This window comes from Paenibacillus sp. RC334, assembly GCF_030034735.1.
Classification (GTDB): domain Bacteria; phylum Bacillota; class Bacilli; order Paenibacillales; family Paenibacillaceae; genus Paenibacillus; species Paenibacillus terrae_A.
Genome location: NZ_CP125370.1, coordinates 707,176 through 733,770 on the forward strand (window position 1 = coordinate 707,176; position 26,595 = coordinate 733,770).

Annotated in this window: 25 protein-coding genes and 1 pseudogene; 21 read left to right on the plus strand and 5 right to left on the minus strand. The window is 45.9% G+C overall.

All coding sequences use genetic code 11. From position 1 onward, the window contains the following. Window positions 1–162: 162 nt before the first annotated feature. On the minus strand, window positions 163–627 hold the full coding sequence (locus QMK20_RS03435; protein ID WP_283654607.1) for an AbrB/MazE/SpoVT family DNA-binding domain-containing protein: 465 nt from the start codon (window positions 625–627) through the stop codon (window positions 163–165). 251 nt (window positions 628–878) lie between these two features. On the opposite strand from QMK20_RS03435, the gene QMK20_RS03440 reads away from it, so the two are divergent. The 3 genes and pseudogenes from QMK20_RS03440 (at window position 879) to QMK20_RS03450 (ending at window position 2,192) form a co-directional block, all read left to right on the plus strand. Further along, complete coding sequence (locus QMK20_RS03440; RefSeq protein WP_283654608.1) at window positions 879–1,031, plus strand: hypothetical protein; 153 nt, start codon at window positions 879–881, stop codon at window positions 1,029–1,031. Next, window positions 958–1,727 (plus strand): annotated as a pseudogene (locus tag QMK20_RS03445) (transcriptional regulator); the annotation flags it as partial. The gene QMK20_RS03440 and the pseudogene QMK20_RS03445, both read left to right, overlap by 74 nt. Before the next feature lie 93 nt (window positions 1,728–1,820). After that, on the plus strand, window positions 1,821–2,192 hold the full coding sequence (locus tag QMK20_RS03450; protein ID WP_283654610.1) for a MerR family transcriptional regulator: 372 nt from the start codon (window positions 1,821–1,823) through the stop codon (window positions 2,190–2,192). 78 nt (window positions 2,193–2,270) lie between these two features. Here QMK20_RS03450 and QMK20_RS03455 read toward each other — a convergent pair whose 3' ends face one another. After that, complete coding sequence (locus QMK20_RS03455; protein ID WP_283654611.1) at window positions 2,271–4,271, minus strand: oxidoreductase; 2,001 nt, start codon at window positions 4,269–4,271, stop codon at window positions 2,271–2,273. Between the two features lie 196 nt (window positions 4,272–4,467). Here QMK20_RS03455 and QMK20_RS03460 point away from each other — a divergent pair, with 196 nt between their 5' ends. Both QMK20_RS03460 and QMK20_RS03465 read left to right on the plus strand, forming a co-directional pair. Next, window positions 4,468–5,052, plus strand: coding sequence for a TetR/AcrR family transcriptional regulator (locus QMK20_RS03460; protein WP_283654612.1), 585 nt, complete (start codon window positions 4,468–4,470; stop codon window positions 5,050–5,052). Between the two features lie 138 nt (window positions 5,053–5,190). After that, complete coding sequence (locus QMK20_RS03465; RefSeq protein ID WP_283654613.1) at window positions 5,191–5,955, plus strand: MerR family transcriptional regulator; 765 nt, start codon at window positions 5,191–5,193, stop codon at window positions 5,953–5,955. A gap of 103 nt (window positions 5,956–6,058) precedes the next feature. On the opposite strand, the gene QMK20_RS03470 is transcribed toward QMK20_RS03465, so the two are convergent. Then, window positions 6,059–6,538 (minus strand): hypothetical protein, encoded by a 480-nt coding sequence (locus QMK20_RS03470; RefSeq protein WP_283654614.1) that lies wholly within the window; start codon window positions 6,536–6,538, stop codon window positions 6,059–6,061. Window positions 6,539–6,627: 89 nt separating this feature from the next. After that, window positions 6,628–7,107, minus strand: coding sequence for a GAF domain-containing protein (locus QMK20_RS03475; protein ID WP_134911241.1), 480 nt, complete (start codon window positions 7,105–7,107; stop codon window positions 6,628–6,630). A 214-nt stretch (window positions 7,108–7,321) separates the two neighbouring features. On the opposite strand from QMK20_RS03475, the gene QMK20_RS03480 reads away from it, so the two are divergent. From QMK20_RS03480 to QMK20_RS03525, 9 genes are all read left to right on the plus strand, one after another. Beyond that, window positions 7,322–7,489 (plus strand): hypothetical protein, encoded by a 168-nt coding sequence (locus QMK20_RS03480; protein WP_283654615.1) that lies wholly within the window; start codon window positions 7,322–7,324, stop codon window positions 7,487–7,489. Between the two features lie 45 nt (window positions 7,490–7,534). After that, entirely contained in the window at window positions 7,535–7,828 is a 294-nt protein-coding gene (locus QMK20_RS03485) for a hypothetical protein (RefSeq protein ID WP_283654616.1), read from the plus strand. Between the two features lie 206 nt (window positions 7,829–8,034). After that, window positions 8,035–8,631 (plus strand): GNAT family N-acetyltransferase, encoded by a 597-nt coding sequence (locus QMK20_RS03490; protein ID WP_283654617.1) that lies wholly within the window; start codon window positions 8,035–8,037, stop codon window positions 8,629–8,631. Further along, window positions 8,615–9,373, plus strand: a complete 759-nt coding sequence (locus QMK20_RS03495) for an energy-coupling factor transporter transmembrane component T family protein (protein ID WP_283654618.1) — start codon at window positions 8,615–8,617, stop codon at window positions 9,371–9,373. Before QMK20_RS03490 ends, QMK20_RS03495 begins: the two co-directional genes overlap by 17 nt. A gap of 125 nt (window positions 9,374–9,498) precedes the next feature. Beyond that, window positions 9,499–10,086: an ECF transporter S component gene (locus QMK20_RS03500; RefSeq protein ID WP_283654619.1), complete on the plus strand. Its 588-nt coding sequence runs from the start codon at window positions 9,499–9,501 to the stop codon at window positions 10,084–10,086. A 57-nt stretch (window positions 10,087–10,143) separates the two neighbouring features. Then, on the plus strand, window positions 10,144–11,682 hold the full coding sequence (locus QMK20_RS27530; RefSeq protein WP_404580094.1) for an ABC transporter ATP-binding protein: 1,539 nt from the start codon (window positions 10,144–10,146) through the stop codon (window positions 11,680–11,682). A 172-nt stretch (window positions 11,683–11,854) separates the two neighbouring features. Next, on the plus strand, window positions 11,855–13,369 hold the full coding sequence (locus QMK20_RS03515; RefSeq protein ID WP_283654620.1) for an MDR family MFS transporter: 1,515 nt from the start codon (window positions 11,855–11,857) through the stop codon (window positions 13,367–13,369). 708 nt (window positions 13,370–14,077) lie between these two features. Next, window positions 14,078–15,577 (plus strand): glycoside hydrolase family 68 protein, encoded by a 1,500-nt coding sequence (locus QMK20_RS03520; RefSeq protein WP_283654621.1) that lies wholly within the window; start codon window positions 14,078–14,080, stop codon window positions 15,575–15,577. Between the two features lie 239 nt (window positions 15,578–15,816). Next, on the plus strand, window positions 15,817–17,373 hold the full coding sequence (locus QMK20_RS03525) for a glycoside hydrolase family 32 protein (RefSeq protein WP_283654622.1): 1,557 nt from the start codon (window positions 15,817–15,819) through the stop codon (window positions 17,371–17,373). Between the two features lie 175 nt (window positions 17,374–17,548). Here QMK20_RS03525 and QMK20_RS03530 read toward each other — a convergent pair whose 3' ends face one another. Then, complete coding sequence (locus QMK20_RS03530) at window positions 17,549–18,013, minus strand: MarR family winged helix-turn-helix transcriptional regulator (protein ID WP_014279758.1); 465 nt, start codon at window positions 18,011–18,013, stop codon at window positions 17,549–17,551. A 278-nt stretch (window positions 18,014–18,291) separates the two neighbouring features. On the opposite strand from QMK20_RS03530, the gene QMK20_RS03535 reads away from it, so the two are divergent. The 7 genes from QMK20_RS03535 to QMK20_RS03565 all read left to right on the plus strand — a co-directional run bounded on the left by QMK20_RS03535 (window position 18,292) and on the right by QMK20_RS03565 (window position 26,562). Then, complete coding sequence (locus tag QMK20_RS03535; protein ID WP_283654623.1) at window positions 18,292–18,726, plus strand: hypothetical protein; 435 nt, start codon at window positions 18,292–18,294, stop codon at window positions 18,724–18,726. A gap of 284 nt (window positions 18,727–19,010) precedes the next feature. Further along, window positions 19,011–19,979, plus strand: coding sequence for an SIS domain-containing protein (locus tag QMK20_RS03540; protein ID WP_283654624.1), 969 nt, complete (start codon window positions 19,011–19,013; stop codon window positions 19,977–19,979). Between the two features lie 28 nt (window positions 19,980–20,007). Beyond that, on the plus strand, window positions 20,008–20,820 hold the full coding sequence (locus QMK20_RS03545; RefSeq protein WP_283654625.1) for a fructoselysine 6-kinase: 813 nt from the start codon (window positions 20,008–20,010) through the stop codon (window positions 20,818–20,820). Window positions 20,821–20,912: 92 nt separating this feature from the next. Further along, the gene (locus tag QMK20_RS03550) at window positions 20,913–21,626 is read left to right on the plus strand and encodes a GntR family transcriptional regulator (protein ID WP_283654626.1); all 714 of its coding nucleotides are present in this window, start codon (window positions 20,913–20,915) and stop codon (window positions 21,624–21,626) included. Between the two features lie 136 nt (window positions 21,627–21,762). Beyond that, window positions 21,763–23,346 (plus strand): amidohydrolase, encoded by a 1,584-nt coding sequence (locus QMK20_RS03555; RefSeq protein ID WP_283654627.1) that lies wholly within the window; start codon window positions 21,763–21,765, stop codon window positions 23,344–23,346. Between the two features lie 2 nt (window positions 23,347–23,348). Then, window positions 23,349–24,779: a YfcC family protein gene (locus QMK20_RS03560; protein WP_283654628.1), complete on the plus strand. Its 1,431-nt coding sequence runs from the start codon at window positions 23,349–23,351 to the stop codon at window positions 24,777–24,779. Window positions 24,780–24,891: 112 nt separating this feature from the next. Next, window positions 24,892–26,562: a ribonuclease J gene (locus tag QMK20_RS03565; RefSeq protein ID WP_283656187.1), complete on the plus strand. Its 1,671-nt coding sequence runs from the start codon at window positions 24,892–24,894 to the stop codon at window positions 26,560–26,562. The last annotated feature ends 33 nt before the right edge of the window (window positions 26,563–26,595 follow it).

A 26,595-nucleotide genomic window follows, 5' to 3' on the forward strand; every position in this document is an offset into this window, starting at 1 on the left:
CCTGAATAATATCAACCGGCGGTTCTTTATGCCTAGTATGAAATTCTCGCCATGGTCATCCATTGTTTTTTGTCGGTTAGCTATGATGTTTCGTAATACAGTTCAAATGTAATGGTGCATGGGATTGGTGATGTTATACCTATGTAGGATAGCAATCTGTAGTTATAGCATTTTTTTAAGCTGGGATATACGGGCTTGGGAAACCTCAAGTATCTTTGCATATTCGTGCTGTGCTGCATTGGGTTGCTTTTGCATCAATTCTTTTAGGCTTTCGATCATCTGTTGCGTTGATCGACGCAGACGTTTGGATTGCTTCAATGGCCTTTCCCTGTTAGAGAAAGTCGATTTGGACGGCCTGGTGATAGGGCTGAAATTCGTACCATTTTTCAAATCACGAATACATTCCCCACAAATAAAGCTGTCTCTAAAATAAGTCAATTGCTCCGCCGAACCACACATTTTACATGTCACCCCGGTATATTTTCGTAAGGCGAGAATACCCGTTTCCTCATCAGCAAAAATCTCAACAGGATCACCCATCTTGTAATCCATTGAAATTCGCATCTCTTTGGGAATGACGATACGACCTAACGAATCTAAGGGACGTGTCATACCTGTACTTTTCAAATGATAACCTCCTTTTTTATATCCTTATAATACTAAATAAAGAGGAGAAAAAAAATAGGCTTAGAGAAGCAATCGCATATATTAAGTAAACTGTTGAAAAGTATACAAAAAAATTCTATAAAATGGTATACTTTTTTGTGGAAAAATAATAATTTTAGCACAGCTTGCGTCTAATACCAGATTGAAATCGGATTTGTGCCACAGAGCAGTAACGTAACTTTATCCTATGAACGTTAAAGGGGTTGTTTATTGTGAACCATACAATCACGATTCGAGCAGAGCTTGATACATACATGAAGACAAACGGACTGAATATTACCCGACTTGGACGAACAGCAGGACTGTATTCAGCAAATGGCCGATTTGTTAATGGACAATCTGGTGTATTCCTTGTTGTAGTTTAATGTGGCGGAAGACTTCTTCAAAGACGGTAAACATGCGGCGGCAGCCATCCTTTACGAGAGCGTGGCGATCAGTGAGAGAAAGCAATATTCGGAACGACTGGCCCTTTGCCAGTATCGTTTGTTTACGATTAACATCGGAGATGACCAAAATCAAAACTTTGAGGCAGCATGCCATTTTCATCCCTTTGTAGAGCGGCTTGATGAAATAGACCAGCTTGATGCGCTGAAAGGCCTGGCGAATGTGTATCGTTCCTTGCGTCAGTGGGGGAAGGTTGATAAGACAGTCCAAAAAATGCGGGATAAAGCCAAAATCCAATACTCCCTAGACCATCGTCAGAATAAGCGAAAGAAAAGGGAAAATGAAAAGAAAACAAGGGGGCCATTGTTTGGATACATCGCCTATGCTGATTTGCTATGCGCAAGTGTCTGTGAAGCACATGGAGATTATGAGCAGGCATTACAATATACTTACGCTTACGCTGATTTAAGCTGGGTTAAAGAGACGGACGAGGATACGCAGCATTGGATAAAGTTGTTCCAGCATTGGGCACAAGTTAATATCTATGTAAATAAGCTTTTATCTGGAGATGTAAGTGTGCTCTCTGATTATGTGGAGTATATTTGTACGTCTGTGGTTAATCGGAAAAAGAAATGGTTACAGAGCTTTTGAATATTATGACGGCTGCTAACCGCTATTTCTCATTACTTTGCACTCTTTTCTATGAAAACTTATACTTATAGTTAAAGCTAACTTTAAGAACTACAATAAAAACGAGGAGGGGAATGACTATGTACTCCATCAAAGAAGTTCAAATCAAGAGTGGATTGCCTGCATCAACACTTCGTTATTATGAAAAAGAGGGTATATTACCTGATGTCGGTCGGGATGAAGGCGGGAGAAGAGTATATACGGATAAACAAATCGACTGGATCAGGTTTGTCATGGCTATGAAAGATACCGGGATGACGATTGAAGAGATTAAGGCATACCTTGAGCTTAATGCAAAAGGCGAAGCCACCGTGCATGAAAGAAGAGATCTTCTCGTAGCTCATAAGAAAAAGGTAGAAGAACATATGGCCCAAACACAACACAATTTGGAGAAAATCATTCAGAAGATTGCCTACTATGATCAAGTTGTTATGGGAAAAAGCTTCTCTTAACCAAGCATTTGATGCAAAGGTAAAAAAGCCAAAGCCGTTTGCTTAAAAAGCAAACGGCTCTTCGGAGGGAGCAGGGCACTATATATTTCTGGTAACCTCATACGCATCCCAGACAGCGTACATAATATTTTGTACTTGCTTGGCATCACCGATTAAGTAGGCTTCGGAAACGTCATTTTGGATGTCTTCATAAAGCGATTGTTGAGGAGTATATCCTACAGCTAGAATCGCTGAATCGGCCTTTAGAATCGTTTCTTCACCATTTTTGTTTTTAAGAACAAATTCTTGATCGTTGGCATCGACAATTTTGGCGTTGGTCAGGAGATGGATATCCTTAAATGCAACAAGGTCACGCAGCATATCTTCATTTGCATGGCACAGGGGTCCGCTTACGGTTAAAATATCTTCTTGCATTTCCACCAAGGTTACTTTTTTACCTTGATCAGCAAGCCAGAGTGCAGTTTCGCATCCCACAAGCCCGCCCCCGACAATTACAGTGGAAGCACCGGGATCTTTTTTCCCAAGCAGAACCTCTTCTGCGGAATACACCTTGGTAGATGTACCGATGGAGAAGGTTTTTGGAGAGGAGCCGGTAGCAAAAATAACGGCATCTGCTGCATATTCCTTTACGGTAGTCCGGTTAACCTCGGTGTTCAATCGGACGTCAACTTTTAAATCCTTTAGTTCCCCTTCGTACCAGGTCGCAAGTAAATGATCGTCTTCCTTGAAGTCTGGAATTCCGCCCGGGATTAGATTACCTCCCAATCGGTTATTTTTATCAAATAAGGTAACGTGATGTCCCCGAATAGCAGCTACACGGGCAGCTTCACATCCTGCCGGCCCTCCACCAATCACCAAAACTTTTTTGGACTGGTCTGCTTTTCCAAGTGCGTAGTCTTTTTCTCTGCCGCAAGCCGGATTAACGGCACATGAAATCGTTGCAAAAGATGCCAATCGGCCCATACAGCCCTCCTGGCAGGAGAGGCAGGGACGAATCTTTTCTATTTTCCCAGCCTTGATTTTATTGGGGATATCAGCATCAGCTAACAATGGTCGACCAAGTGCAATCATATCGGTTTTTCCTTCGCGTATAGCCTTGCTGGCCAAATCTGGATTATCCAATCTGCCAGCAGTAATCACAGGTACCTTTAGAATGGTTTTTAAAATTTTGTTGTAAGGAAGATAAAGTCCTTTTTCCTGATACATGGGTGGATGTGCCCAGTACCAAGAGTCGTAAGAACCGACATCCCCATTGAAAGCATCATACCCGGCTTCCTCTAATATTTTGGCAGCTTCAATCCCCTCTTCAATATCCCTTCCCTGCTCCTTAAACTCTTCGCCTGGCAATCCGCCCTGACGCCAATCTTTAATAAAGCTTTTGATGCTGTATCGAAGAGATACCGGGAAATCCTGTCCACATTCGGCTTTGATGGCTTGAACGATCTCTATGGCAAATCTTAAGCGGTTTCTCAGACTTCCTCCGTATTCGTCTTTCCGATGGTTAAAGAAAGAAATCGCAAATTGATCCAATAAATAGCCTTCATGAACCGCATGGATTTCAATACCGTCAAAGCCTGCCTTTTTGGCAATAGCTGCGGATTCCGCAAATTTTCTGATATAGGTGTGGATTTCGTCAATGGTCAGTTCACGACAAGTTACATCGGGAAGCCAGCGATGAGGAATGGGAGAAGGGGCGACAGCCGTTTTACCAACAATTGAAGGGATACTTACCCGGCCAAATCCTGCAGATAATTGTAGAAATATTTTTGCGCCGTATGCATGAATCCGCTCCGTCATCATTTTACCCGTTTTAACGAAATTCAAGGGATTTAGAGTAGGACAGGGCATGGACGGCAGGGCACATTTCTCAATTTCATTTTCAACCATCGTTACACCTGTAATGAGTAGACCTGTCCCACCTTTTGCCCGTTCAACATAATATTCGACGCCACGTTCATTAAAGGTACCATCGGCATCACAAAGCCCACCAGGACCCATGGGAGCCATTACAAAGCGGTTTTTAATTTCCAGTTTTCCAATTTTCATAGGCTCGTATAAAATTTGATGTTCTTCTTTCATAAGAATACCTCCTAAGTATGGATCATTCGTTTAACTGAATACATTCACCGAATGGATTCAGTATAGAATAGGAGCAGGTATTATTATGTGATTGTTTTCACAATTAAACAAAATAGCATTTCCTATTATAATTAAGTAATATGAACAGGGCACCTGAGAAAGAGAAATACTTACAATAGAGAGGGAGAGTAAGTGAGTGTCAAAAAAACAATTGAATGGACGCAAGCTGCAAAGTCTGCAGACTAAAAAAAATATATACAACAGTACATTAGAGCTCATGCATGAAAAGAGCCTGGAAAAAATTAAAATTGAGGATATCTGTCGGAAGGCCGGCGTGTCAGTAGGGTCATTTTATAATCATTTCAAGACTAAAAGTGATATTTTGGTAGAGATGTATGCACAGGCGGATGGCTACTTTGAATTGAAATTTAAGAATGAACTACCATCAGAAAGTATTATGCAGGATCTTATTCAATATTTTGAGGTTTATGCGGAATATAATCAGAATGTTGGTTTAGAGACGGTGCAACAGTTATATACAAGTAATAACAAGCTTTTCATTACTAAGGGTCGTGATATGCAAAATATACTTCAACAGATTATAGAGAGAGGGCAAGCCGTGGGAGAGTTGGATCAAAGCATGACATCCGAAGAGATAACAGACTACTTATTTATTGCAGCTCGTGGGGTCATGTACAACTGGTGTCTTCATGATGGCGACTCGGATTTAATTGTAAATATGCGTGAATATATGAGTCGTCTGATCACGATCTTTAAATAAAGGAATTGATTTTATCCTAGTCACAGGGACGGTTCACCACACGCTTAACGGGTAAAAGGTAATACTAGGGCAATAATGCTGGGTTGACTCTCACGCCACGTGAGGCTGTAGACTGCGTAACAAGGGAGGTGAAGCGGAATGGCTTACACGGTGAAGGAAGTATCCGGTCTGTCGGGAATCAGCGTACGAACATTACATTATTATGATGAAATCGGATTGCTGAAACCGCACCATGTCGGGGATAACGGGTATCGCTATTACGAACAGGAGCAACTGTTGAGACTACAGCAGATTATGGTATACAGAGAGCTGGAATTACCATTATCCGACATTGGCGACTTGCTGGAGCAGACGAAGGAAAAAACGGCCGAGGTTTTGTTGGAGCATCGAAGCAAGGTGCAGAACAAAGTCTTCCGCTTGCATACTCTCCTACAGACCATCGACGAAACGGTGGCTCATGTGAAAGGAGAACAGACGATGAAACCGGAGCAATTGTACCAAGGGTTTGACCCGGAAAAGCAGGAAATGTATGAACGTGATCTGACGGAACGTTATGGTCATGAGGCTGATGAAAAAATTCAGGAGAGCAAAACAGCAACGAAGAACTGGTCCAAAGAGGATTATTTGGATTCTCAGGCAGAGGCGGATCAAATTCATCGGCAGTTGGCAGAAGCTATGAATAAGGGATTGAAGCATAACAGTGAAGAAGTACAGGCTTTGATCCGCCGCCATCTCCAATGGGTAAGCAGATTCTATACACCTACAGCAGAGATTTATAGCGGGCTGGGAGACTTGTATGTGGAGCATGAGGACTTCAGAAAAATGTATGAAGGATATGAACCCGGATTGGCTGAGTATTTGCGAGACGGGATGAAGGTGCTGGCCGAACGTGAATTAAGCTAACTCAACAGCTGGTGGGAAAGGCTGCGAGAAGAAGTATAAAAAGGGATGAACAGCAAGCTAATTTAATGGCTTGCTGTTCATCCCTTTTGCGTGTAAAGCAGTTTTACATGCTGCTGTGTGTCGCTCTCATGCCTTGCTGACTGTTGTTACCGTAGTGTTGCATGTTACCGCTGCCTGCATGTTGCTGCCCAGTTGCACCCATGTGTTGCGGAAAGCTTTGATTCATGTGGCTTCCCATACCATAGGAGGACGGTTGCATACTACGGGAGGCGTAGTTATCGCCAAAGCCGGGTTGAGTCATTTGGCTGCTGGAGCGGATGGTGTTTTCCAACTGACTACACAATTGAATGACTTGCTGGCATTGCTGCACAGCTTGTTGATGGTGCTGGATTGCGGTTTGGATCATTTGAGCTGCATTACGTTCACGTTGCACCAGATCCTCTAGATTGGATGCATTTTGTTGCTCCTGTTGCAGTAACTGCTGATACATGGCAGTTCCTTGCTGTGTTTGTTGTACCAATTGCTGCATAATTTGTTCACATTGACGAAGCTGCTGTTGTGGAGCCATGGTGTTGTTGTACATTGTCATCAATCTCCTTCACCGGATGGTTTTGGGTTCCAGACCCTCATATATTGTGGCGAAGGAAGACGATGATTATACGCGGATTTTGATTACAAACTGGCTACCAGAATAGCCGTAAATTCCTCTAGGAATACACGATCTTCGTGGTCAAAGCGGGCTTTTAGCGGGCTGTCAATGTCCAGCACTCCCAGCAGTTCCCCGTTCTTGATGAGGGGGATGACGATTTCGCTGTTGGAAGCCGCGTCACAGGCGATATGGCCCGGGAACGCATGGACATCTTCTACGACAAGGGTCCGTCGCTCTACTGCGGCTGTACCGCATACACCGCGTCCCAGCGGAATTCGTATACACGCAGGCTGGCCCTGAAATGGACCGAGTACAAGCTCGGTTCCATCATAGAGATAGAAGCCGCTCCAGTTAATATCCGGCAGAAAATGACCAAGCAATGCAGAAGCGTTCGCCAGGTTTGCAATAGTATTGGGTTCATCATGAATGAGTGCCCGGAGTTGTCCAAGAACCGATTCAAATTGTTCGTGACGTGTGCCTTCGTAAGGGATAGCCTGAAACATGTAGTCCACGCTCCTATCAGTGAATTTTTTACCATTATCTGTTGTATATGTGGGCAGAAAAAGGTAATTCTGCAAGCTACTTTTACCATTGGTTAATTAATTTAAGATATAACGATTGTATATATTCAGTCAAGAGGAAAATACATCTGTAACCTTTTCAGCGACCTTCGTACTCTAATCTTTGTACAGCGTAATTTCAGGAGAAGAACAAGAGTTGTCAGGTATGAAAAAGGTACATAGTTCAATCAGCTCAGGAGTGGTGGCCAGTCTGATTCTGACGGTAGTCGTACATTTTATGAAAAGTGGATCGCCTTCGCTGCTTGGTTTCTACAATTCAAAAGGGTTGCCACTCATTTGTTTCCGGCTTGTTTCCTATGGGTAAAAACAATATAACGATGTTGGCTTAAGCCGGGAAGGAGCTACAACCATGCATGCAGATGTTCAAAATTTGTTTATCCGTATACAGATGCTTTCCTATGCACATCAAAACGATTTGACAGTGAGAGATATCCAACCTGTACTCGAAGAACGCGGATACCGCGTAGGAGAACGCGAGGTCAAGCAGGAGCTGGAGAACCTGACGCAGGAAAACTTCCTGACCCCGCATGGAGATTTGTTCAGCATTACGGGCGCAGGGATCGAGGAATTGAAGGAAATTCAGTCGATGCTGGGCGTATTGTACAAGGATGTTGTGAAGAAACCGGCCCGTGCCTCCTCCTAAAGTGGCATTGGAATGCAGAGTATAGTCAACATTCATGTCTGCCTAACTACTTGGAAATGAGCGACTCAAAACATACCCTCCTGTCTCATGGATGCCGGATCGGCGCATTTGTGGAGCAGGGGGGGGGGTGTTTGCGTTTGTTGGAGGGGTATGCTTAAATGTAGCGTATATTTATTGTCACTTTGATGCTGGAAGGATGATTGAACATGTGTGCATATGCATGTAAGGGGCATATACCACCTCTGGAAAGCCTGCGTCTTCGGCTGCGAAAGATGGAAACCGGGGATGCGGCCACGATGTTTGCCTGTTGGTCTGACCCGGAGGTTCACCGTTATATGAACCTTACGGGGATGTCCGGGCGTGAGGATGCAGAGGATATGATCGAGCTGTTGAATGAGCTGGCACAGACGGAGGATGCGTTGCGCTGGGGCATAGAGCTGAAGGAGAACGGGAAGCTGATCGGCAGCTGTGGCTTTAATTATTGGCAGACCGAGGGAGCCTATAAAGCCGAAATCGGCTACGAGCTGGCTAAGCCCTATTGGAGAAAGGGCTATATGTCGGAGGCGCTGCGGCTGGTGCTGTCTTTCGGGTATGACACGATTCGGCTGAATCGGATGGAAGCGCTGGTGGACCCGCGAAATACAGGATCGCAAGCCCTGTTGTCCTCTATGGGCTGGACGCAGGAAGGGCTGTTACGGCAAGTGCAGCATACGTCTACAGGCTTTAAGGATATGCTGATGTACTCCTTGCTGCATGAAGAATGGCTCAGACTGGAGGCGAAGCGAAATGCTGTTTCAGTATAACGGAGGGTCGTCGCCGCTGCACAGGCTGGGGCCATTAAGTAAGTTGATCCTGGTGGGATGCTTTAGCCTGCTGTCGATGGCATGGGATTCAACACTGCATGAAGCTGCGCTGCTGGTTGTACTGATCGCTGCGGCTTGGTTTGGGGCAGGCTTAACGTTGGCACGCCAGCTTCGGGCTATGTCATTTCTGATTGGTTTGGGCATTCCGTATTTTATATTGTCTATTCTGGCGATTCGGGAAGGACATATCGTGGCAGCTTTGGGGCCGATCTGGATTACAGCGGAAGGGCTCGATATCGCAGGGGCGTTGACGCTGCGCATTTTTGTGCTGTTTTTGGCCTCGTATATTTATTTATCAACAACAGATCCCCGAGATTTTGTACAGGCTTTGAATCTGCGTTTGCGTGTCCCTTATCGGTTTGCGTTCGGTATTTCGGTGGCGCTGACGTTTCTCCCCTTATTGGAAGAGGAAGGACGTACCATAATGGCGGCACGGCGTGTACGTGGACAGGAACCGCCGCGTGGGCTGCGGAATCGGCTATCCTGGTGGGGCGGGTATGTCGGTGCTATGCTGGTGAATGCCGTGAGGCGAGTTCAGCAGACGGCGCTGGCGATGGAGGGCAAAGGCTTTGGAGCATATGCAGACCGGACTTATCTTCGCATGTTGGATCGTCGTCGTTCCGGCTATGTATGTGCTGTGGTTGCTGTATTAGGTACTGCTGTTTTATGGTGGAGCTTATAGGGAGCAGCCTCTTTTTTTGCCCTTATTGTCAACTCGTATAATAAATTATGGTTGACAATAAGGGCATGTGTGAATACATTTAGAAAGTGGTAATTTATATTTGGAGAGGAGATAGGGAATTACATATGAAGGAATCTCGTATTTTTGCAAGATTTACGACGCTGGATATTGTACTGATGGCGATGCTGGCAACGTTGAATGGAGTCATGACCGTTTATTTGTCGATGATTAACAAAACATTAAACAGTCTGGGAGGGCCTATCGCGACTTCCTCCATTGTCGGGCTGTACATGATATATGGTTTGCTGGCCTATTATATTATTCGTAAGCCGGGTACGGCGGTAATTGCTTATTCATTCGGTGCAGTGGTGCAGTCCTTTATGGGCTCAGTCTACGGAATCGCTTCTATTATCGCGGCTGCGGTCTGCTATATGATTGCCGCTGAACTGGTATTTGCTGTACTGCGCCATCGACGCTGGAATGCCGTTTCGTTGATGCTGGCAGGCGGGGCTATGGTTCCGTTGTGGTTTATCGTGGCAGCCAATATGTTCGGCTATATGCATTGGGGCTGGAAGGTACTGACGATTACACTGGTCGTGCGCATCCTGAGCGGCATTGTATTGTGCGGTCTGCTGACCAAGATGTTGGGCGATGCGTTGAATCGGACAGGACTGTTAAAACGTTTTGAGTTGGGACGAGCTTCACGTGCGTAGCATTTGCCAAGAGCGAGGCCGTATTCTTCAAGAACAGGGATAGAGGGTATTTCGGTTATGAATGAATTTAGCGATTATGGTTCTAGATGTAAAATAGCCGTGTCCATGAAGGATTTTGGCTATCGGTATGATGGTCAGGCGGAACCCGCGATACAGGGCTTGACGCTGGACATTGCGGTGGGTGAGCATGTTGCGATTGTCGGGGCCAGCGGAAGTGGAAAGTCTACGCTGTGCCAGCTTCTCCATGGCGGATTGTCCCGTTCGGGTGAAGGTGAACGGACTGGGGGGCTGACCGTATACGGGATGGACCCGGACACGGCTGATCTGGCGGCTGTCGCCTCTACCGTCGGCGTCGTGCTTCAGGACCCGGATGCCCAGCTGGTGCAGGGAATCGTCGAAGACGAGATTGCCTTCGGGCCGGAGAACCTGCGCGTGCCTCCGGCGGAAATAGCGCAGCGCCTGACGGCTGCGCTGGAGGCCGTCGGCCTTGCCCCCGAGCGCGGCTCCTTCGTGCGCCGCCTCTCGGGAGGCCAGCGCCAACGCACCGCTATCGCTGCGGTGCTGGCGCTGGAAGCGCCGCTCGTCGTGTTCGACGACGCAGCGGCGCAACTGGACCCGTCGGCTGGACGCGACTTCGCCCTGCTATGCCGGCGGCTCCATGCCGCAGGCCGGACGGTGGTCACCGTGTCCGGCCGCATGGACGATGCCGCGCGTGCAGCGCAGCGCGTCATCGTGCTGGAAGGCGGGGCTGTGCAGCTGCAAGGCCCGCCCGACAAGCTGCTGCGCGAGCATGGCGCGCAGTTGGCCGCCTTGGGGCTGCTGCCCTCTCCCGCAGGGAGGGGAGGCGTGCCCCAAGGGCCGGGGGCGAAGCCCGGCCTGCTGTTGTTGGAGGTGAAGGGGTTGGCCTTCACCTATCCCGGCAGTAGCCGGGCAGCGTTGGCAGGCGTGAGCCTTGCCCTTGCACCCGGCGAACGAGCCGTGCTGCTGGGCGAGAACGGCTCCGGCAAAACAACGCTCGGCAAGCTGCTGATGGGCCTCCTGCCTGCACCCAAGGGGTGCATGTGGTGGGAGGGTCAGGATATGGCGAAGCTGCCGATCCACCAACTGGCCGCCGGGATCGGTTATGTGTTCCAGCAGCCGGAGCATCAGTTTGCGGCTGCAACGGTGTGGGACGAATGCTTGTACAACGTCCGCGTCAAGCTTGGATTACGGGCTGGCGAGCCGATTCCTGCTGCGTATGAGGAACGGGCGCAGCGATTGCTGATAGCCGCCCGACTGGATCACAGGCTGGATTCCTCTCCGTACCTGCTGAGTGGCGGTGAAAAAAGGCTCTTAAGCGTAGCTGCGCAGTTCATTCTGCCCAAAAAGCTTTACATTTTGGATGAGCCTACTGCCGGAACGGATTATGAAGGAGCGAACATCCTGCTTCGCATGTGCGCTGAACAAGCGGACCAGGGAGCAGCCTTCCTGATCATCACCCACGATATGCAGTTCGCTGAAAGCTTTGCCAGTCATGTTCTGTGCATGGAAGAGGGTCGACTCTATAAAATGGAAAATAGTGAGATTTATCATACGATTACAGTTGACAAAATTTAAGTATATGTAGACAATAATATATATACATCGTACAAAACAGGCGGCCTATATAGGCCGCCTGTTTACGATTATGCAGTGCGGGTAATACCAATCCTGTGCAGTCGAATTGTACAGGTGCAACACAGTTTATACAAGGAAAGGATTTGTGATTTGCTTGGGAAAAGATAAACCCATGAAGCGCGGGCTCGTGCTGACCGGTGTTCTGTTGGCCACCTTTCTGGCCGCGATTGAGGGAACCGTCATCGGTCCTGCCGGACCGACTATTGTTAGTGAACTGGGCAGCGTGAATTTGCTCAGCTGGATTTTTACGGCCTATTTGCTGACGATGGCTGTAACCACACCTATTTTCGGCAAGCTTAGCGATTTATTTGGCCGCAAACCGATTTTTCTGATCGGCTGTTCATTGTTTGTACTCGGTTCTTTGCTTTGTATGCTGGCTGGTAGTATGGAGCAGCTTATTTTGTACCGGGCTATTCAAGGGATTGGAGCGGGCGGCGTGATTCCCGTTACCTTTACCATTATCGGAGATATATACAAAATGGAGGAACGCGGCAAAGTTCAGGGAATGATCAGCTCGGTATGGGGGATTTCTTCCCTAATCGGGCCTTTGCTGGGCGGTTACGTGGTCACTTATTTTGGCTGGGAATGGATTTTCGGTTTTAACGTCCCTTTTGGACTGCTTGCAATGTTCTTCATCGCTCGTTACCTACGGGAGCAGGTAGCCAAGCGCACCGCGCGCATCGACGTGCCGGGAGCTGTTACCTTTACCATTGGAATGACGGCCCTTTTGCTCGTATTGGCACTGGGTGGACAATATATCGGTTGGGCTTCTCCTGAATTGCTGGCCTTGGCTGCCGTTGCTATTTTATTCCTGATTCTGTTTTTGGTTATCGAAAAACGCGCTCAGGAACCGATGGTGCCACTAAAGCTGTTTCGGATACGGGATATCGCTTTTTCCTGTGCCGCAGCACTGCTGGTCAGTTCTCTGCTGATCGGGCTGACCAGCTACCTGCCGCTTTGGATTCAAGGAGTACACGGCGGAGATGCCGCTTCATCCGGTCTGGCACTGGCTCCAATGTCAGTAGGCTGGCTGTTTGGTTCCATGATCGGGGGACGCATTTTGCTGACTTTAGGTTCGCGTCGAACCTCATTAGTCGGACTGACCCTGATTGTATTGGGTGCCTTCGTGATGACCTTGATGGGCGAAATGGCACCGATCTGGCTGCTGTTCCTGTCCACATTATTGTATGGATTGGGCTTTGGCTTCTCCATGACCGTGTTTACGATTATTGCCCAGTCTTCGGTCGGGTTCCAGTTGCGTGGTGCATCTACAGCATTGAATACGTTCCTGCGCACACTGGGACAAACGATTGGTGTCGCAGCCTTCGGTTCATGGCTGAATTATCGCATTGCTGCCCAGACAGCAGATGGACAGCTTACACAGCAGGGGGTTACGCAGGAAGATATTAACGGCCTGCTTGCACCTCATGCCTCACAAAGTTTGAGTGACAAGACTGCTGGCTTGCTCCGTTCTGTGCTGGAAAACAGTCTGCATTCCCTGTTCATCATCATGGTTGTTATTGCAGTCATTAGCTGGTTTGTCGTTCTTGGACTTCGGAACCGTCCACCGGGTACGGAAGAAGAAGCGAGCAAGCCTGCAAAGGCGGCACAGGGAGGAACTGCATAGGAATAGAGAAATCGCAGATCGTTTCCTTGTTACATGTGGCGCTTGCCAACAGAATGTTTATTGCTTGTATAGCGGTATGGAAATACAGAATATATAGGGAAATAGCAGTAGCTTGGGACAGGGAAATAGCGTCCAGAGCTACTGCTATTTTTTTAATCGTTATTTCCTGATAGTTTAATAGGTTTAGTTTTTTTCTCACATAGATAAAGCAGAAAGTTCAGTTTATATAGTTGGGCTAATGAGCATCAGAGGTGTATTTTTTATGTCAGAAATACTGTATGTGAATAATTACATAAGTAAATTAATGGTAGAATAGTCTTATTACACATGTATCTAATATTTTTCTCGAAAATTAAAGGGGCCCTAAAGTACCATTTTTCTGAATTCGTTTGCAAATGGATTTTTTGATGAATGTTTCTGAATGATTTTGAAGGAAAATGAAGCGACCTACCTAGCAAAATTGAATATGCAAAAAAAGCAAGGAACGAACTTATTTAAATGTAAATGAAATGAAAGAAATGGTATTTTCAGAAATTAAATAGGAAAATATGAGGATAGAGTTCGACGTGTCTCCTTCTTTTAGCCTTGAATAAAAGGGGATATCTAGTCTATATCAATCGTTAAGCATTAAATATAGAATGGCCCTACCAACATAAAAGTTGGGTATCTGATACAGGGAAGAATAATCAGAAAAGGGAGATGGCTTACTTGAAGTTTAATAAATGGTTCAGAAAAGCAACAACCGTAACAGTAGCAACTACCTTGCTGTTAGGAGGCGGCATTCAAGCTTTTGCGGAGGAAAATGACGGTGCTGATCTCAAGGAAGACAGCAGGTTTACTCAAATCACGCGTCATGATATGCTGAACATTTTCAATCAGCAAGGCAAAGAAAAATTCGAAGTTCCATCCTTTGATGCATCTACCATCAAGAATATTCCTTCGGCAAAAGGGCGCGACGCGTCGGGTAAGCTCATTGATCTGGATGTGTGGGATACTTGGCCGTTACAAAATGCCGATGGCACGATAGCTAATTACAAGGGGTACAATATTGTTTTTGGACTGGCAGGCGATCCTAAGAGAGCAGAGGATACGTTTATTTATCTGTTCTATCAAAAAGCAGGCAACACCTCGCTGGAAGGCTGGAAAAATGCCGGAAGAGTATTTAAGGATAACGATAAATTCCTTGCAAACGATCCGATCCTGAAAAATCAGGCGGAGGAATGGTCCGGTTCTGCTACTTTAACGTCGGATGGAGAAGTGCGTTTATTTTATACCAGCAGACAGCCTTATGAGCCGGAAAACAAACTGTACGGCAAGCAAACCTTGGCTACGGCCCAAGTCAATCTCTCTCAACCCGATGACGAAACCCTGAAAGTGAATGGTATAGAGGACCTCAAATCGATTTACGATGCTGGAGATGGGAATATTTACCAAAATGTCCTGCAAAGCGTGGGAGTAAACCTGGATAACCACACATTCAGAGACCCCCATTATATTGAGGATCAAGGGAAGAAATACATCATATTTGAAGCGAACACAGGTACAGAGACGGGCTACCAGGGAGAGGATTCCCTTTATAAATCTGCGTATTATGGCGGGAATAACAAATTTTTCACGGAAGAGCTACATAATCTGCAGCAAAGTCCCAAGAAAAACGGGGCCGAAGTGGCGAACGGTGCTTTGGGAATCGTGGAATTAAATAATGACTATACGTTGAAAAAAGTTATGGACCCGCTAATTGCATCCAATCTGGTAACTGATGAGATTGAGCGGGCGAATGTTTTCAAAATGAATGGTTTGTGGTATTTGTTTACAAGCACCAGAGGTTCCAAAGTTACCGTTGATGCCATTGGAAGCGACGATATTTACATGCTAGGTTACGTATCGACTTCTTTGACAGGGCCTTATAAGCCCCTGAATGGAACCGGTCTCGTTCTTCACCAAAATCTGGATCGTGATGATATTACTTGGACGTATGCCCATTTTGCTATTCCGCAAGGCAAAGGAAATAACGTTGTAGTAACCAGCTATATGACAAACCGGGGGCTTTTCGCGGATCACAAATCCACTTTTGCGCCAAGCTTCCTGCTGAACATTAAAGGCTCCAAAACTTCTGTTGTGAAGAAAAGAATTCTGGAGCAAGGGCAAATCACGATTGACCCAACGGACGACAAGGAAGTTCCACCCTATGACTATGGGAAGAAGTAAGCAGGTATTCGCTTAAGCGAGAGAGTGCAGCAAAAAAAGAAAGTGAAGGAAAACTCGGTGCTCTATCGGCGTTTTTCTTCACTTAGAAAGTCCGGTGGGACGATATCGGGGACTGAGATTTGATTTACCGAGCCGTCCCATACCGGACAATACATATCGTGCAATGAGAGGATGGGATCCGACCATTCCCGCATGCTCGTCAGACTATCCAGACAAAGAGAGTGGGGAGGATCGTCAGGATGAAAAGCATAGCTTCTAAGAGCATTTGGATACGATCCATCATGGTCATCGTGGGCCTGAGTATATTAATAGCCATTGGCTGGAGCCTTTATCACCCGGCTAAAAGTGAAAGTCTAGAAACACAGAAGAGGCCAACCTACCGGGCATCCTATCATTTTACCGTTCCGGATAAGTGGAAGAATGATCCTCAACGACCCATTTATTTCGATGGAAAATATCATTATTACTATTTATATAATCGTGACTATCCCAAAAAGAACGGTACAGAATGGCGACATGCCACATCTACCGACCTGGTTCATTGGAAAGATGAAGGGGTGGCGATTCCCAAATATACTAACCCGAATGGAGATCCTTGGTCCGGTTCAGTCGTGATCGACGATAATAACACCGCAGGTTTTGGAAAAGGCACGCTGGTAGCCATTGTGACACAGCCCTCCGCAGATGGAGGAAAGCAGGAACAATTTTTGTGGTACAGTAAGGACAAAGGCAAGACGTTTACTTCTTACCGCAACAAGCCTGTGATGCCCAACCCCGGTACAAAGGACTTCAGAGATCCTAAAATCATCCGAGATATTCAACGTAATCAATGGGTGATGGTCATGGCGGAAGGAACAAAGATTGGCTTTTATGAGTCTGATAATTTAAAGGATTGGCGTTATACGAGCGGCTTTCAAACGGAAAATATCGGGCTTGTGGAATGTCCTGACCTTTACCAGATGCGGGCGGATGATGGAAGCTATCAATGGATTCTGGGCGTGAGCGCAAATAGCAAATCGACAGGTGGACCCAACACATATGCCTACTGGACGGGAGATTTTAATGGAGAAGCATTTCTCCTTGATCGCAGTGAGCCTGAGTGGCTGGATTATGGCTTTGACTGGTATGGTGCAGTTACGTTTGAGGATGGGAAAGACAAAGATAAATACAGTCACCGTTATGCGCTGGCCTGGATGAACAATTGGGATTATGCCCATAACACGCCTACCCTGAAGGAAGGCTTTAATGGAATGGATTCGATTGTTCGTCAAATTCGGCTGAAGCATACAGCAGATGCCGGATATCGCTTGGTTTCACAGCCGATAAAAGCTTTGGAGCAATTCCAAACTTCAAAGAAATCATTTGGACAGATCAAGGTAGAGGGTGCTCACCCGCTTCCGGCAGCAGGCGATGCTTATCAGTTAGAGGCGGATGTATCTTGGTCAATGATCAAAAATGCGGGATTCAGGCTTCGAGAGTCAGCGGACGGCAAGCGTCATGTGGATGTGGGTGTTTCGGTGGATGGGCAATACTCTTACGTAAATAGAGCCAACACCGGGCAGCCGGATCAGAGTGGAAAATATATAGAGAGCAGGGCACCTTTTGATGCCACTAAGAAAAACGTTCACCTGAAAATTCTCGTCGATAAAACCAGCATTGAAGTCTTTGTAGATGACGGAGAAGTAGCGTATTCCAGTTTAATATTCCCGCGATTAGAGGATCAGGGAATTACTCTTTTTACCGATGGCTGCCCGGCTATTTTTAACAATGTAGTGATCAAGCATTTTAATCGTTAGCGGGTACTTATGCTGCTCGTAAGATTGGGCATATTTCGCTCTATTCAGGTATATAGAAAGTCCACCCATGAATATAAGGGTGGACTTTTCTGGTGTAAATCTAATTTTCGTTTAGCACAGCAATAAGATTGTTCGTTTATTCACAAACGATCATTTGCTAAAACTACTATTCATTCTATTTGTGATAGGGTGACAGGTTGTCAGCGCTACGGCCCAGCTTTTTGAGCAAACCGATAAGCTGATCTCTTTCGGTTTCGCTGATTCCGCTAAAAGCACGTTCAATCTGACGTGTATAGTCAGGGTAAATTTCGTCCATGACGCGTTGTCCTTCGTCCGTCAATTCCGCATATATAATCCGGCGATCCTGGTCGCACGGGTGACGGTGCAAATAACCGCGGCTTTCCAGCTTGTCGATAACATAGGTGACATTTCCGCTTTGCAGTAACAGCTTTGCTCCAATTTGCTGGATTGGCTGCGCTCCCTTGTGATACAAAACTTCCATTACGGCGAAGGCCGTTGGGTTGAAGCCCACCGTTTTGATGCCAGCAACCGCATGCTCATTTACACTTTTGAATGACTTGCCAAACACGCTATACAAATGCATGGATTGCTGTGTCACCAGTGTCCGGTAATCTATCATCTTCATTCCGCCTTTATGTATGGATTTGGGCATCCTTTGACCGCTCGGCTTGGATGACCGGGCAACCATACCCTTGTTACTAGCATAAAGGGATTTACGTAATGAGAACATGCGATTTGTCACAGTAGCTGCTTTTTTAACTATTTAATTTCAAAGCTTTAAAGTAAATTTTTGAAAAATAAAGGTTTTGAATGTAAAAATTCCGTCCCAGATGGTTATATTAAAAAATAACATATATTTTGGACCCAAAATAAGATACAACAGAGGAGATGAGGCACATGGAGACGGGCTCTTTCCGTTTTCAATTTCGTGATCCGCAGCAGGCCGTCCGAGCCTGTGAAACATTAAAAGAAATCGGGTACACCGCCAGCACAAACGGTGACACAGGTCTGAGTGTTCATATTGAGAATCAGGATGTACTATCTGCACTGGAGATTTGCCAAGCCTATGAGGGCAGCATGCTTGAGGCTGGGAACCACACTTCCGAATCGGGTGCCATTCCTGGCTTGCAAGGAAGTGTGTGGGTGCCAAATCCGGGCTATCGTTCGGAGGATTGGATTATTCCCGCGCACATCATCAACGAAGATTGGAGCGAAGCGTATAAGAACGGTTCCTCCCAAACGAACAGCAAGAAGACAAGGGAGCACAACGTCAGCTCCGATCATCAACCCGAAGACGATGTAGACGGCTTTTCTGGCAGCGTTCACATCTGACTTTACATGAATGAGCGAAATGACCGACCAAGTGGTTGCTTCTGATTTGTTAATTGTGGCTAAAAGTTGAATCCAAAACTATGCCCTTGCGTGTGAGTACCATGAATTAAATCTAAAAAGGAGCTCTAATTCCGTGCACAAAAGGATTAGAGCTTTTTTTAATGACAGGTTATAAAAATAATTTTTTTCACAGAATAATTGGGCTTGACACTTTTTATGAAAGCGCTTATATTTATCTCGTAAACAATACGTTATATAACGTTATATAAAAAGGAGAGATGAAAATGAATGTACATCAGACAGTTCAGACGATTTTTGAACAAATGAGTGGAGAGATTTCCGAGGTTTATTTGGTAGCCTGCGGGGGGTCATTAGTCGATATGTATCCTTCAAAATATTTTCTTGATAGTGAAGCAAAGAAGCTGGTAGCCGGGATGTATACGGCGAATGAATTTGTGCATGCGCTGCCAAAACGGCTAGGTCAAAACTCAGTAGTCATCGTTTGCTCTCACGGAGGAAATACACCAGAATCGGTAGCGGCTGCTAAATCAGCTAAAGAGAAAGGTGCTTACACGATCGGCTTAACCCACAACAGTGAAGCGACACTGCTCAACTACTCTGATTATGTTTTCCTCTATGAATGGGGAGAAGAGAGTGATGTAAAAAATAACCCTATGGCCATTATTATGGAGCTTACTGTTGAATTGCTTCATATCACTGAAGGCTACGCACATTACCAATCTTTCCAGAACGGACTGGGGGCAATCAACGGGATTATAAACCGGGCCAAAAAGCAAGTTGAACCACGTGCTAGTGTATTTGCCGACAAGTATCGCAATGAGGAACTCTTCTATATCCTGACCAGCGGAGCTTCTTATGGACATGCCTACGGATTTGCGATCTGCTCTCTGATGGAAATGCAATGGCTTCATGCGGCCTCAATCCACTCCGGTGAGTTTTTCCACGGCCCGTTTGAAGTTACAGATAAGGAAACTCCATTTATTCTGATGATCAATGAAGGACGCACACGGGCATTGGATGAGCGGGCGCGGACTTTCCTGAACCAATATGCCGAGAAAGTGGAAGTGATCGATGCGAAGGAGCTTGGAATCGGAACAATTCCTGACGAGGTCGTAGAGTTTTTTAATCCGGTTTTATTTTACAGCATTGTATGTGTGTATCGTGAAGCACTCGCTAATGTACGCAATCATCCACTGGAAACTCGCCGTTATATGGGCAAGGTAGCTTACTAAGCGCACTTACCAACAGGAGGAAACCATCATGAAAGTTCTAGGCATTGGCGATAATGTGGTAGATAAATATGTTCATTTGCGCATGATGTACCCTGGCGGCAATGCGCTTAATTTCAGTGTGTTTGCCAAAAGGGCGGGAGTAGATGCTGCCTTTATAGGAGTATTTGGGGACGATAACGAAGGACGACATGTAGAACACATCCTCCGTGAGCTAGACATTGACATCTCACGGTGCAGGTATCACAGCGGGGAGAACGGCTGTGCACGTGTAACATTGGAAGAGGGAGACAGAGTCTTTCTGGATAGCAATGAGGGAGGGGTTACCCGCCTCCATCCACTGGAACTGAGCGAAGAGGATAAGGCTTATCTTCGCGGGTTCGATCTTATTCACACCGGCTTGTACAGTCATACGGGACATTTGCTGCCTGAATTGGAGGCGTTGGAAATTCCTCTTTCCTTTGACTTCTCGGATGATTTTACAGATACACAGGTGGAACAATATATTACGCATGCTAATTTTGCTTTTTTCTCTTGTAGCCATATGACAGACGAAGAGACACAAAATTATATCCGCTCTAAACGAAAAAAAGAAGGACAAATACTGGTTGCTACACGCGGTGGAGACAGATCTGTTGCATATGATGGAACAAGGTTTTATTTCCAAATGCCTGAATCCGTTGACGCAGTGGATACAATGGGGGCAGGGGACTCGTATATTACTGCCTTTTTACTGAGCTTTTTGAAAAACGGCGCCATTCAGGACGCTATGGCCGAAGGCTCAAGGGTTGCCGCTCAGAGCTGTCTGGTAGAAGGCTCTTTCGGATACGGCGTTCGTTATTAATCATTTTCAAATATCTTCACTTGTAAAAATATGTAACATTTGATACTCTTAGTGGGAGTGATATAACGTTATATGACAAGTGAGGGTATCGTATGCTGAATTCAGAACAGGCAGAGCCATTATATATTCAATTACAAAAAGCGGTCAAAACCGCTATTCATAATGGAACATTCACACAGGGAGGTCGTATACCGACCGAAACGGAGCTAAGCGAGACCTATAATGTAAGTCGAATTACCGTAAGAAAGGCAATTGCCGAATTGGTTCGTGAAGGTTATCTGACCAAACGTCAAGGGAAAGGCACCTTTGTTAATGTACCCAAGATCGGTCGGAAGATTGAACATGTAATCAGCTTTACGGCTGCCTGCAAATCCAATGGGCTCTCTTCACACAGTGTGGTCACAGAACGTGAAATCCTGGAAGCAGATGAGGAAATTGCACCTCAGCTGCAGCTGCAGCAAGGAGAAAAAGTGCTATATATTCAGCGCAAAAGATACGCCGGTGATCAACCGCTCATGCTGGAGAATAATTTTTATCCTTATGACCGATTTGCTTTTCTAATGGACGAGCAGCTGGAGGGGTCTGTGTACGAACTGCTGCGTGATAAATACAGCATCGATCCTAATCAACCGGGAGAGACGATATTACAAATCTCTTTGGCGGATGAATACCAGGCAAAGCTGCTGGAGACGGCCATCGGGCAAGCATTGTTCTACATGCATACGATTATTTATGATCAGCATGGAAGCCCCGTTCATGTAGGTAAGCAGTACATCATCGGAGACCGTTATCAATTCTCAATATAAATCCGTCGCCTGTAATGCAAGGCTGTTCAGGTACGGCGCAGCTTCTGCTTCCATCCAGTGGGGAGAAGCAGAACCAATATTATAACGTTATATTACGTTATAATATTGGTGAATAAATAATGAAGGTGGTGAAAATATGCAACGGAAGAATGATGCACTGGCGGACAAGGTCCTGCTGTCAAATGCTATTTTTAATGGCTTGGAAGATGAAGCTTCACCTGGGTTTATTGCACTGCGAGGAGACCGTATTGCAGCAGTGGGACGTCCCGAAGAAGCACAAGCTTGGATAGGAGTGGAAACGGTTGTCTATGATTTGGGTGATGCCTTTGTTATGCCAGGAGTTCATGACAACCATGTATTTTTTACCGGATATATGTCGATGCATCGGGGCGTGGATCTGACTCATACAGCCTCGATAGAAGAAGCAGTAAAGTTAATGCTACAGGAGGCAAGTAACCTTCCGTCAGGAAAAGATGTAAACGCTTACGGATGGAGCGAGGAAAATTGGGGCAGCCTGCCTGAGCAAAGCTTGTTGGACGAGTTGTTTCCCGAGCGGGCGGTCATCGCTATTAATCTAAATAAAAGCTACTGCTGGATGAACCGATTGGCTCAGGATAAATATCAATTTTCGCCGGATCAATGCAGTGCTGAAGCACGCGTTTTGCTTAACCAGGCTATGATGCAGGACCACAGCCTTGTTAAGCAAGAGTTTATGGAGTTTAGCCGGATGCTGGCCGCACGGGGAGTTACTTCTATAAAAGATATTGGCTTTGACAGACATAGCGAGTTGCTACCTATTGTCAAAGAACTGCAAGATGAGGATGAACTGCTGCTCAGATTTCATTTTGCGCTTGAACCAGTCGTTGAACCGCTGGATATTTCCACGGGCACCCAATATAAAGCCCTTTATAATGGAGACCTTATTCGTTTCCAAGGATACAAGCTGATGCTTGACGGTGTCGTAGCAGATCATACGGGAGACATGCTGGAACCCTACGCAGATATGCCCGGAGTAACGACGCTGAGGCCCGTTGATTACAACAAGATTGAAGAATCTGTGCTGGAAGCCGACAGTCAAGGGATCAAATGCTGCTTGACCGCGGAAGGCGATGCAGCAATTCGTCAAGCGGTATCCATGATTATTAAATGCCGTGACCGACAAGGTAATAACCATATCAGGCATTCTATTAGTGATATTGAATACCCTCATCCAGATGATCTGATCAGAATGGGTGAAAACGAAATTTTTGCCGAAGTCTACGCCCAAATCCTGCTACTGAATCCTACCTATGAAGAGGCTTATATGTCTGTTGTAGCAGGCAAAGGGAATGAACACCGCTTTTATAATTATAAATCCATGCTGGAAGCTAATGTGCCGATAACGATTGGGACTGATCTGCCCTTATTTATAACCAGTGTTCCCGATTCACTGTACTCAGCTTCTCACCGGTTATTTCCGGACGGTTCGCCTGCTGGAGGCTGGTATTCTGATCGGGGGATGCCGCCATCTGAAGTTTTAAAGGCATGGACCATCAATGGAGCCAGACATTGTTATATGGAAGAGGATACAGGTACGCTGGAGGCCGGGAAATATGCGGACATTGCTGTTTTTGACCGTAACCTCCTGAATGCATCTGCTGGTGATATCAGGGATGCCCAAGTGATACTGACCATCATGGGAGGGAAGGTTACTTATAACCATTCTTGGAATGAGGGATAAACATGAACATCGAGAAGAAGAAATGGAAATTATCCTTGCCCCATAGCTATACATTAATATTTTTGATTATTATCACAGTCGCCGCATTGACATGGATTGTGCCGAGCGGACAATTTGAGCGTCATGAAGTGACAGTGAACGGTGTGACCAAAACGGCGATTGTTTCGGGAACTTATCATACTGTACCCAAAACTGGTGAAAAGGGTGATTTAAGGCAGGGACTCCCCCAAATTCTCGCTGCTCCAATCGAGGGGATTATCAATGCCGCTGATGTCGTCTCCTTTGTGCTTATTGTGGGTGGTGCCTTCGGAATTATTTTGCAGACAGGAGCCATCGATCGTGCCTTGACAGTTCTTGCTGGACGGCTGAAACATAAGGGGATACTGCTTATTCCCATTGCCATGGTCATTTTCAGTCTCGGAGGCTCCACCTTTGGGATGAGTGAAGAAATTATTCCGCTGTATGCAATTTTTATTCCATTGATGTTTGCCCTCGGCTTCGATTCTATGACGGCTATCCTTATTCTATTTTTGGGAACGCAGATAGGATATGTGGGTTCGACTGTAAACCCATTTTCAGTTCTGATTGCTCAGGGGATAGCAGGAGTGGATGGTAATCCTCAGCTCTGGCTGAGATTTATTGAATGGCTTGTATTTACTGCGATTTCTATTGCCTTTACGATGTGGTATGCGCACCGGGTTAAGCGAAATCCGGAAAAATCCATAGTGTTTCAGAGTGATATTATAAACCGCGAGCAATTTATAAAAGAAAACACAGGTGAGAACGTCGTCTTCACGTTTCGGGACAAATTAATTATAGGCGGATTTATTGTAACGCTTGGAGCGATTGTCTGGGGAATTTTGGCCAAAGGCTGGTATATGACTGAAATCGGCGCCCTTTTCTTCGCACTCGGTATTTTTGTCGGGATAGTTACCAAAATGAGCCAGAAGGAAATAGCTGAGAATTTTGTAAAAGGGTGTGGAGAATTTATCTACGCTGCAGTGATCATAGGTCTCGCCCGCGGAATTCTGATTATCGCCGAGCAGGGTATGATCATCGATACCGTATTGAATTCACTCGCAAGCAGCCTGGAAGGATTGCCAAGTTACTTGTTCACTACCATTATGTTGGTTGCACATAATATTATTACTTTCCTGGTCCCATCTTCTTCGGGGGAAGCTGCACTAACCATGCCTGTACTTGCACCGCTTGGCGATCTTGTAGGCATTAATCGTGAAGCAGTAGTCACAGCGTACCAATTCGGTAACGGGTTAACCAATCTCATTTCACCGACGGGTGGCGTACTGCTGGCAGGATTGGCCATTGCCCGGATCAGCTTTGGACAGTGGCTAAAGGTAATCTTCAAGCTATTCCCGATTCTGTGGCTAGTTGCTGTTATTTTTGCTGCTATTTCGGCAGCGGTGGGTATTTAATAAATCAAGTGAGAGCCCCTGTCTTTTAGAGACAAGGGTTTCTTTTTGTGCATAAGTTTACGTGGAAAATGAATAATATGGATAGCATTTTCCTAAGGAGGAAATAAAATTGATGCATGCTGATAATAGATTACTCATTGCTGCTCTAGGCGGTGTTAATGAAATCGGGAAAAACATGTATTTCATCCAATACGATCAGGATATTGTCGTTATCGATTGTGGCTCCAAGTTTCCTGATGAGAACTTGCCTGGTATTGACCTCATTGTGCCAGATTTCACCTATTTACTGGAAAATAAAGATAAAGTCAAAGCGCTCATCGTGACTCATGGGCATGAGGATCACATCGGAGGTATTCCTTATTTACTGAAACAGATCAACATTCCCGTTTATGGGACAAAGCTCACCATCGAATTGATTAAGATAAAGCTAAAGGAGCATAACCTTTTACGTGATGCCGAGCTTCATCTTATAGATGCGAATTCAATCGTTCAAGCTGGCACGATCCAGGCCTCCTTTTTTACCACCGTCCACAGCATCCCTGATTGCTTGGGAGTCTTTTTTCAGACACCGGAAGGAAATGTGGTTCATACCGGGGATTTCAAATTCGATATGTCTCCCGTGAGCGGACCCTTTCCGGATCTTCATCGAATGGCCGAAATTGGAAAACAGGGAGTTAAAGTGCTTCTTTCCGAAAGTACCAATGCTGAAAGACCGGGATTTACTCCTTCAGAACGTTTGGTTGGCGGGCATATTCTGGATGCGTTTGCTAGGGCAAAACAACAAGTATTTATTTCCACGTTCGCTTCCAATGTTAACCGTGTCCAGCAAGTCATTGACGCGGCTGTGGAAACGGGTCGCAAACTGGTTTTGCTCGGCCGGAGCATGATAAATGTTGTGTCTGTGGCTAAGGAGCTAGGCTTTTTGAGCATGCCCGAAGATCTGTTGATTGAGGCGGAGGAAACAGAGAAGTTTCCTGCAGAAAAAATCGCAGTTTTATGTACCGGGAGTCAGGGAGAGCCGATGGCTGCACTGTCCCGGCTAGCCAATTCGATGCATCGAAAAATTGAAATTTTGCCCGGGGATACCGTAATCATTGCCGCAGGAGCTATACCGGGGAATGAGCGGAATCTTGCCCAAGTGATTGACAACCTATACGTGCTGGGCGCCCAAGTCATTTATGGATCAGGTAGCTCAACAGGGATGCATGTATCCGGTCATGGCAGCCAGGAAGAGCTGAAATTAATGTTGACCCTGATGAAACCTCAGTATTTGATTCCCGTGCATGGTGAATTCCGAATGCTGTATCAGCATCGTCTGTTAGCGGAATCTGTAGGGATTCCGAATGAAAATGTGTTTATTGTTCATAACGGTGACACCATTCAGATTGAAGAAGGAAGGGCATCCCTGGGGCCCAAAGTACCATCTGGCAACAGTCTAGTAGATGGGCTGATGACAGGTGATGTGGGTAATATTGTGCTACGAGACCGGAAAAAACTTTCTTCAGACGGAATGCTGATTATTGTTACGACTTTGAGCAAAAATGAGAAGCATATGCTCGCAATGCCAGAGGTCATTTCAAGGGGCTTTGTGTTTGTTAAGGATTCTGAAGTCCTCATGAACCAAATCCGCGAGACAATCATGTCAACAGTGAACGAGTTAACAGAAATCGAAATGAGTCAGTGGGGTCTGATTAAGCAGATGTTAAAGGACAATGTTGGCCGATTTATTTACAGTCAGACCAAGAGAAGACCCATGATTTTACCTATCATTATTGAGATTTAGGAAACTGGCATGGATTTTGTTCATTACGCCATT

Coding starts and splice junctions, on each gene's coding strand:
- QMK20_RS03495 (WP_283654618.1), top strand. CDS start 8,615: ATGCTGTTTCAGTATAACGGAGGGTCGTCGCCGCTGCACAGGCTGGGG.
- QMK20_RS03515 (WP_283654620.1), top strand. CDS start 11,855: ATGAAGCGCGGGCTCGTGCTGACCGGTGTTCTGTTGGCCACCTTTCTG.
- QMK20_RS03550 (WP_283654626.1), top strand. CDS start 20,913: ATGCTGAATTCAGAACAGGCAGAGCCATTATATATTCAATTACAAAAA.
- QMK20_RS03560 (WP_283654628.1), top strand. CDS start 23,349: ATGAACATCGAGAAGAAGAAATGGAAATTATCCTTGCCCCATAGCTAT.
- QMK20_RS03555 (WP_283654627.1), top strand. CDS start 21,763: ATGCAACGGAAGAATGATGCACTGGCGGACAAGGTCCTGCTGTCAAAT.
- QMK20_RS27530 (WP_404580094.1), top strand. CDS start 10,144: ATGAATGAATTTAGCGATTATGGTTCTAGATGTAAAATAGCCGTGTCC.
- QMK20_RS03525 (WP_283654622.1), top strand. CDS start 15,817: ATGAAAAGCATAGCTTCTAAGAGCATTTGGATACGATCCATCATGGTC.
- QMK20_RS03475 (WP_134911241.1), bottom strand. CDS start 7,107: ATGTTTCAGGCTATCCCTTACGAAGGCACACGTCACGAACAATTTGAA.
- QMK20_RS03485 (WP_283654616.1), top strand. CDS start 7,535: ATGCATGCAGATGTTCAAAATTTGTTTATCCGTATACAGATGCTTTCC.
- QMK20_RS03535 (WP_283654623.1), top strand. CDS start 18,292: ATGGAGACGGGCTCTTTCCGTTTTCAATTTCGTGATCCGCAGCAGGCC.
- QMK20_RS03500 (WP_283654619.1), top strand. CDS start 9,499: ATGAAGGAATCTCGTATTTTTGCAAGATTTACGACGCTGGATATTGTA.
- QMK20_RS03465 (WP_283654613.1), top strand. CDS start 5,191: ATGGCTTACACGGTGAAGGAAGTATCCGGTCTGTCGGGAATCAGCGTA.
- QMK20_RS03450 (WP_283654610.1), top strand. CDS start 1,821: ATGTACTCCATCAAAGAAGTTCAAATCAAGAGTGGATTGCCTGCATCA.
- QMK20_RS03490 (WP_283654617.1), top strand. CDS start 8,035: ATGTGTGCATATGCATGTAAGGGGCATATACCACCTCTGGAAAGCCTG.
- QMK20_RS03530 (WP_014279758.1), bottom strand. CDS start 18,013: ATGATAGATTACCGGACACTGGTGACACAGCAATCCATGCATTTGTAT.
- QMK20_RS03455 (WP_283654611.1), bottom strand. CDS start 4,271: ATGAAAGAAGAACATCAAATTTTATACGAGCCTATGAAAATTGGAAAA.
- QMK20_RS03565 (WP_283656187.1), top strand. CDS start 24,892: ATGCATGCTGATAATAGATTACTCATTGCTGCTCTAGGCGGTGTTAAT.
- QMK20_RS03470 (WP_283654614.1), bottom strand. CDS start 6,538: ATGTACAACAACACCATGGCTCCACAACAGCAGCTTCGTCAATGTGAA.
- QMK20_RS03545 (WP_283654625.1), top strand. CDS start 20,008: ATGAAAGTTCTAGGCATTGGCGATAATGTGGTAGATAAATATGTTCAT.
- QMK20_RS03540 (WP_283654624.1), top strand. CDS start 19,011: ATGAATGTACATCAGACAGTTCAGACGATTTTTGAACAAATGAGTGGA.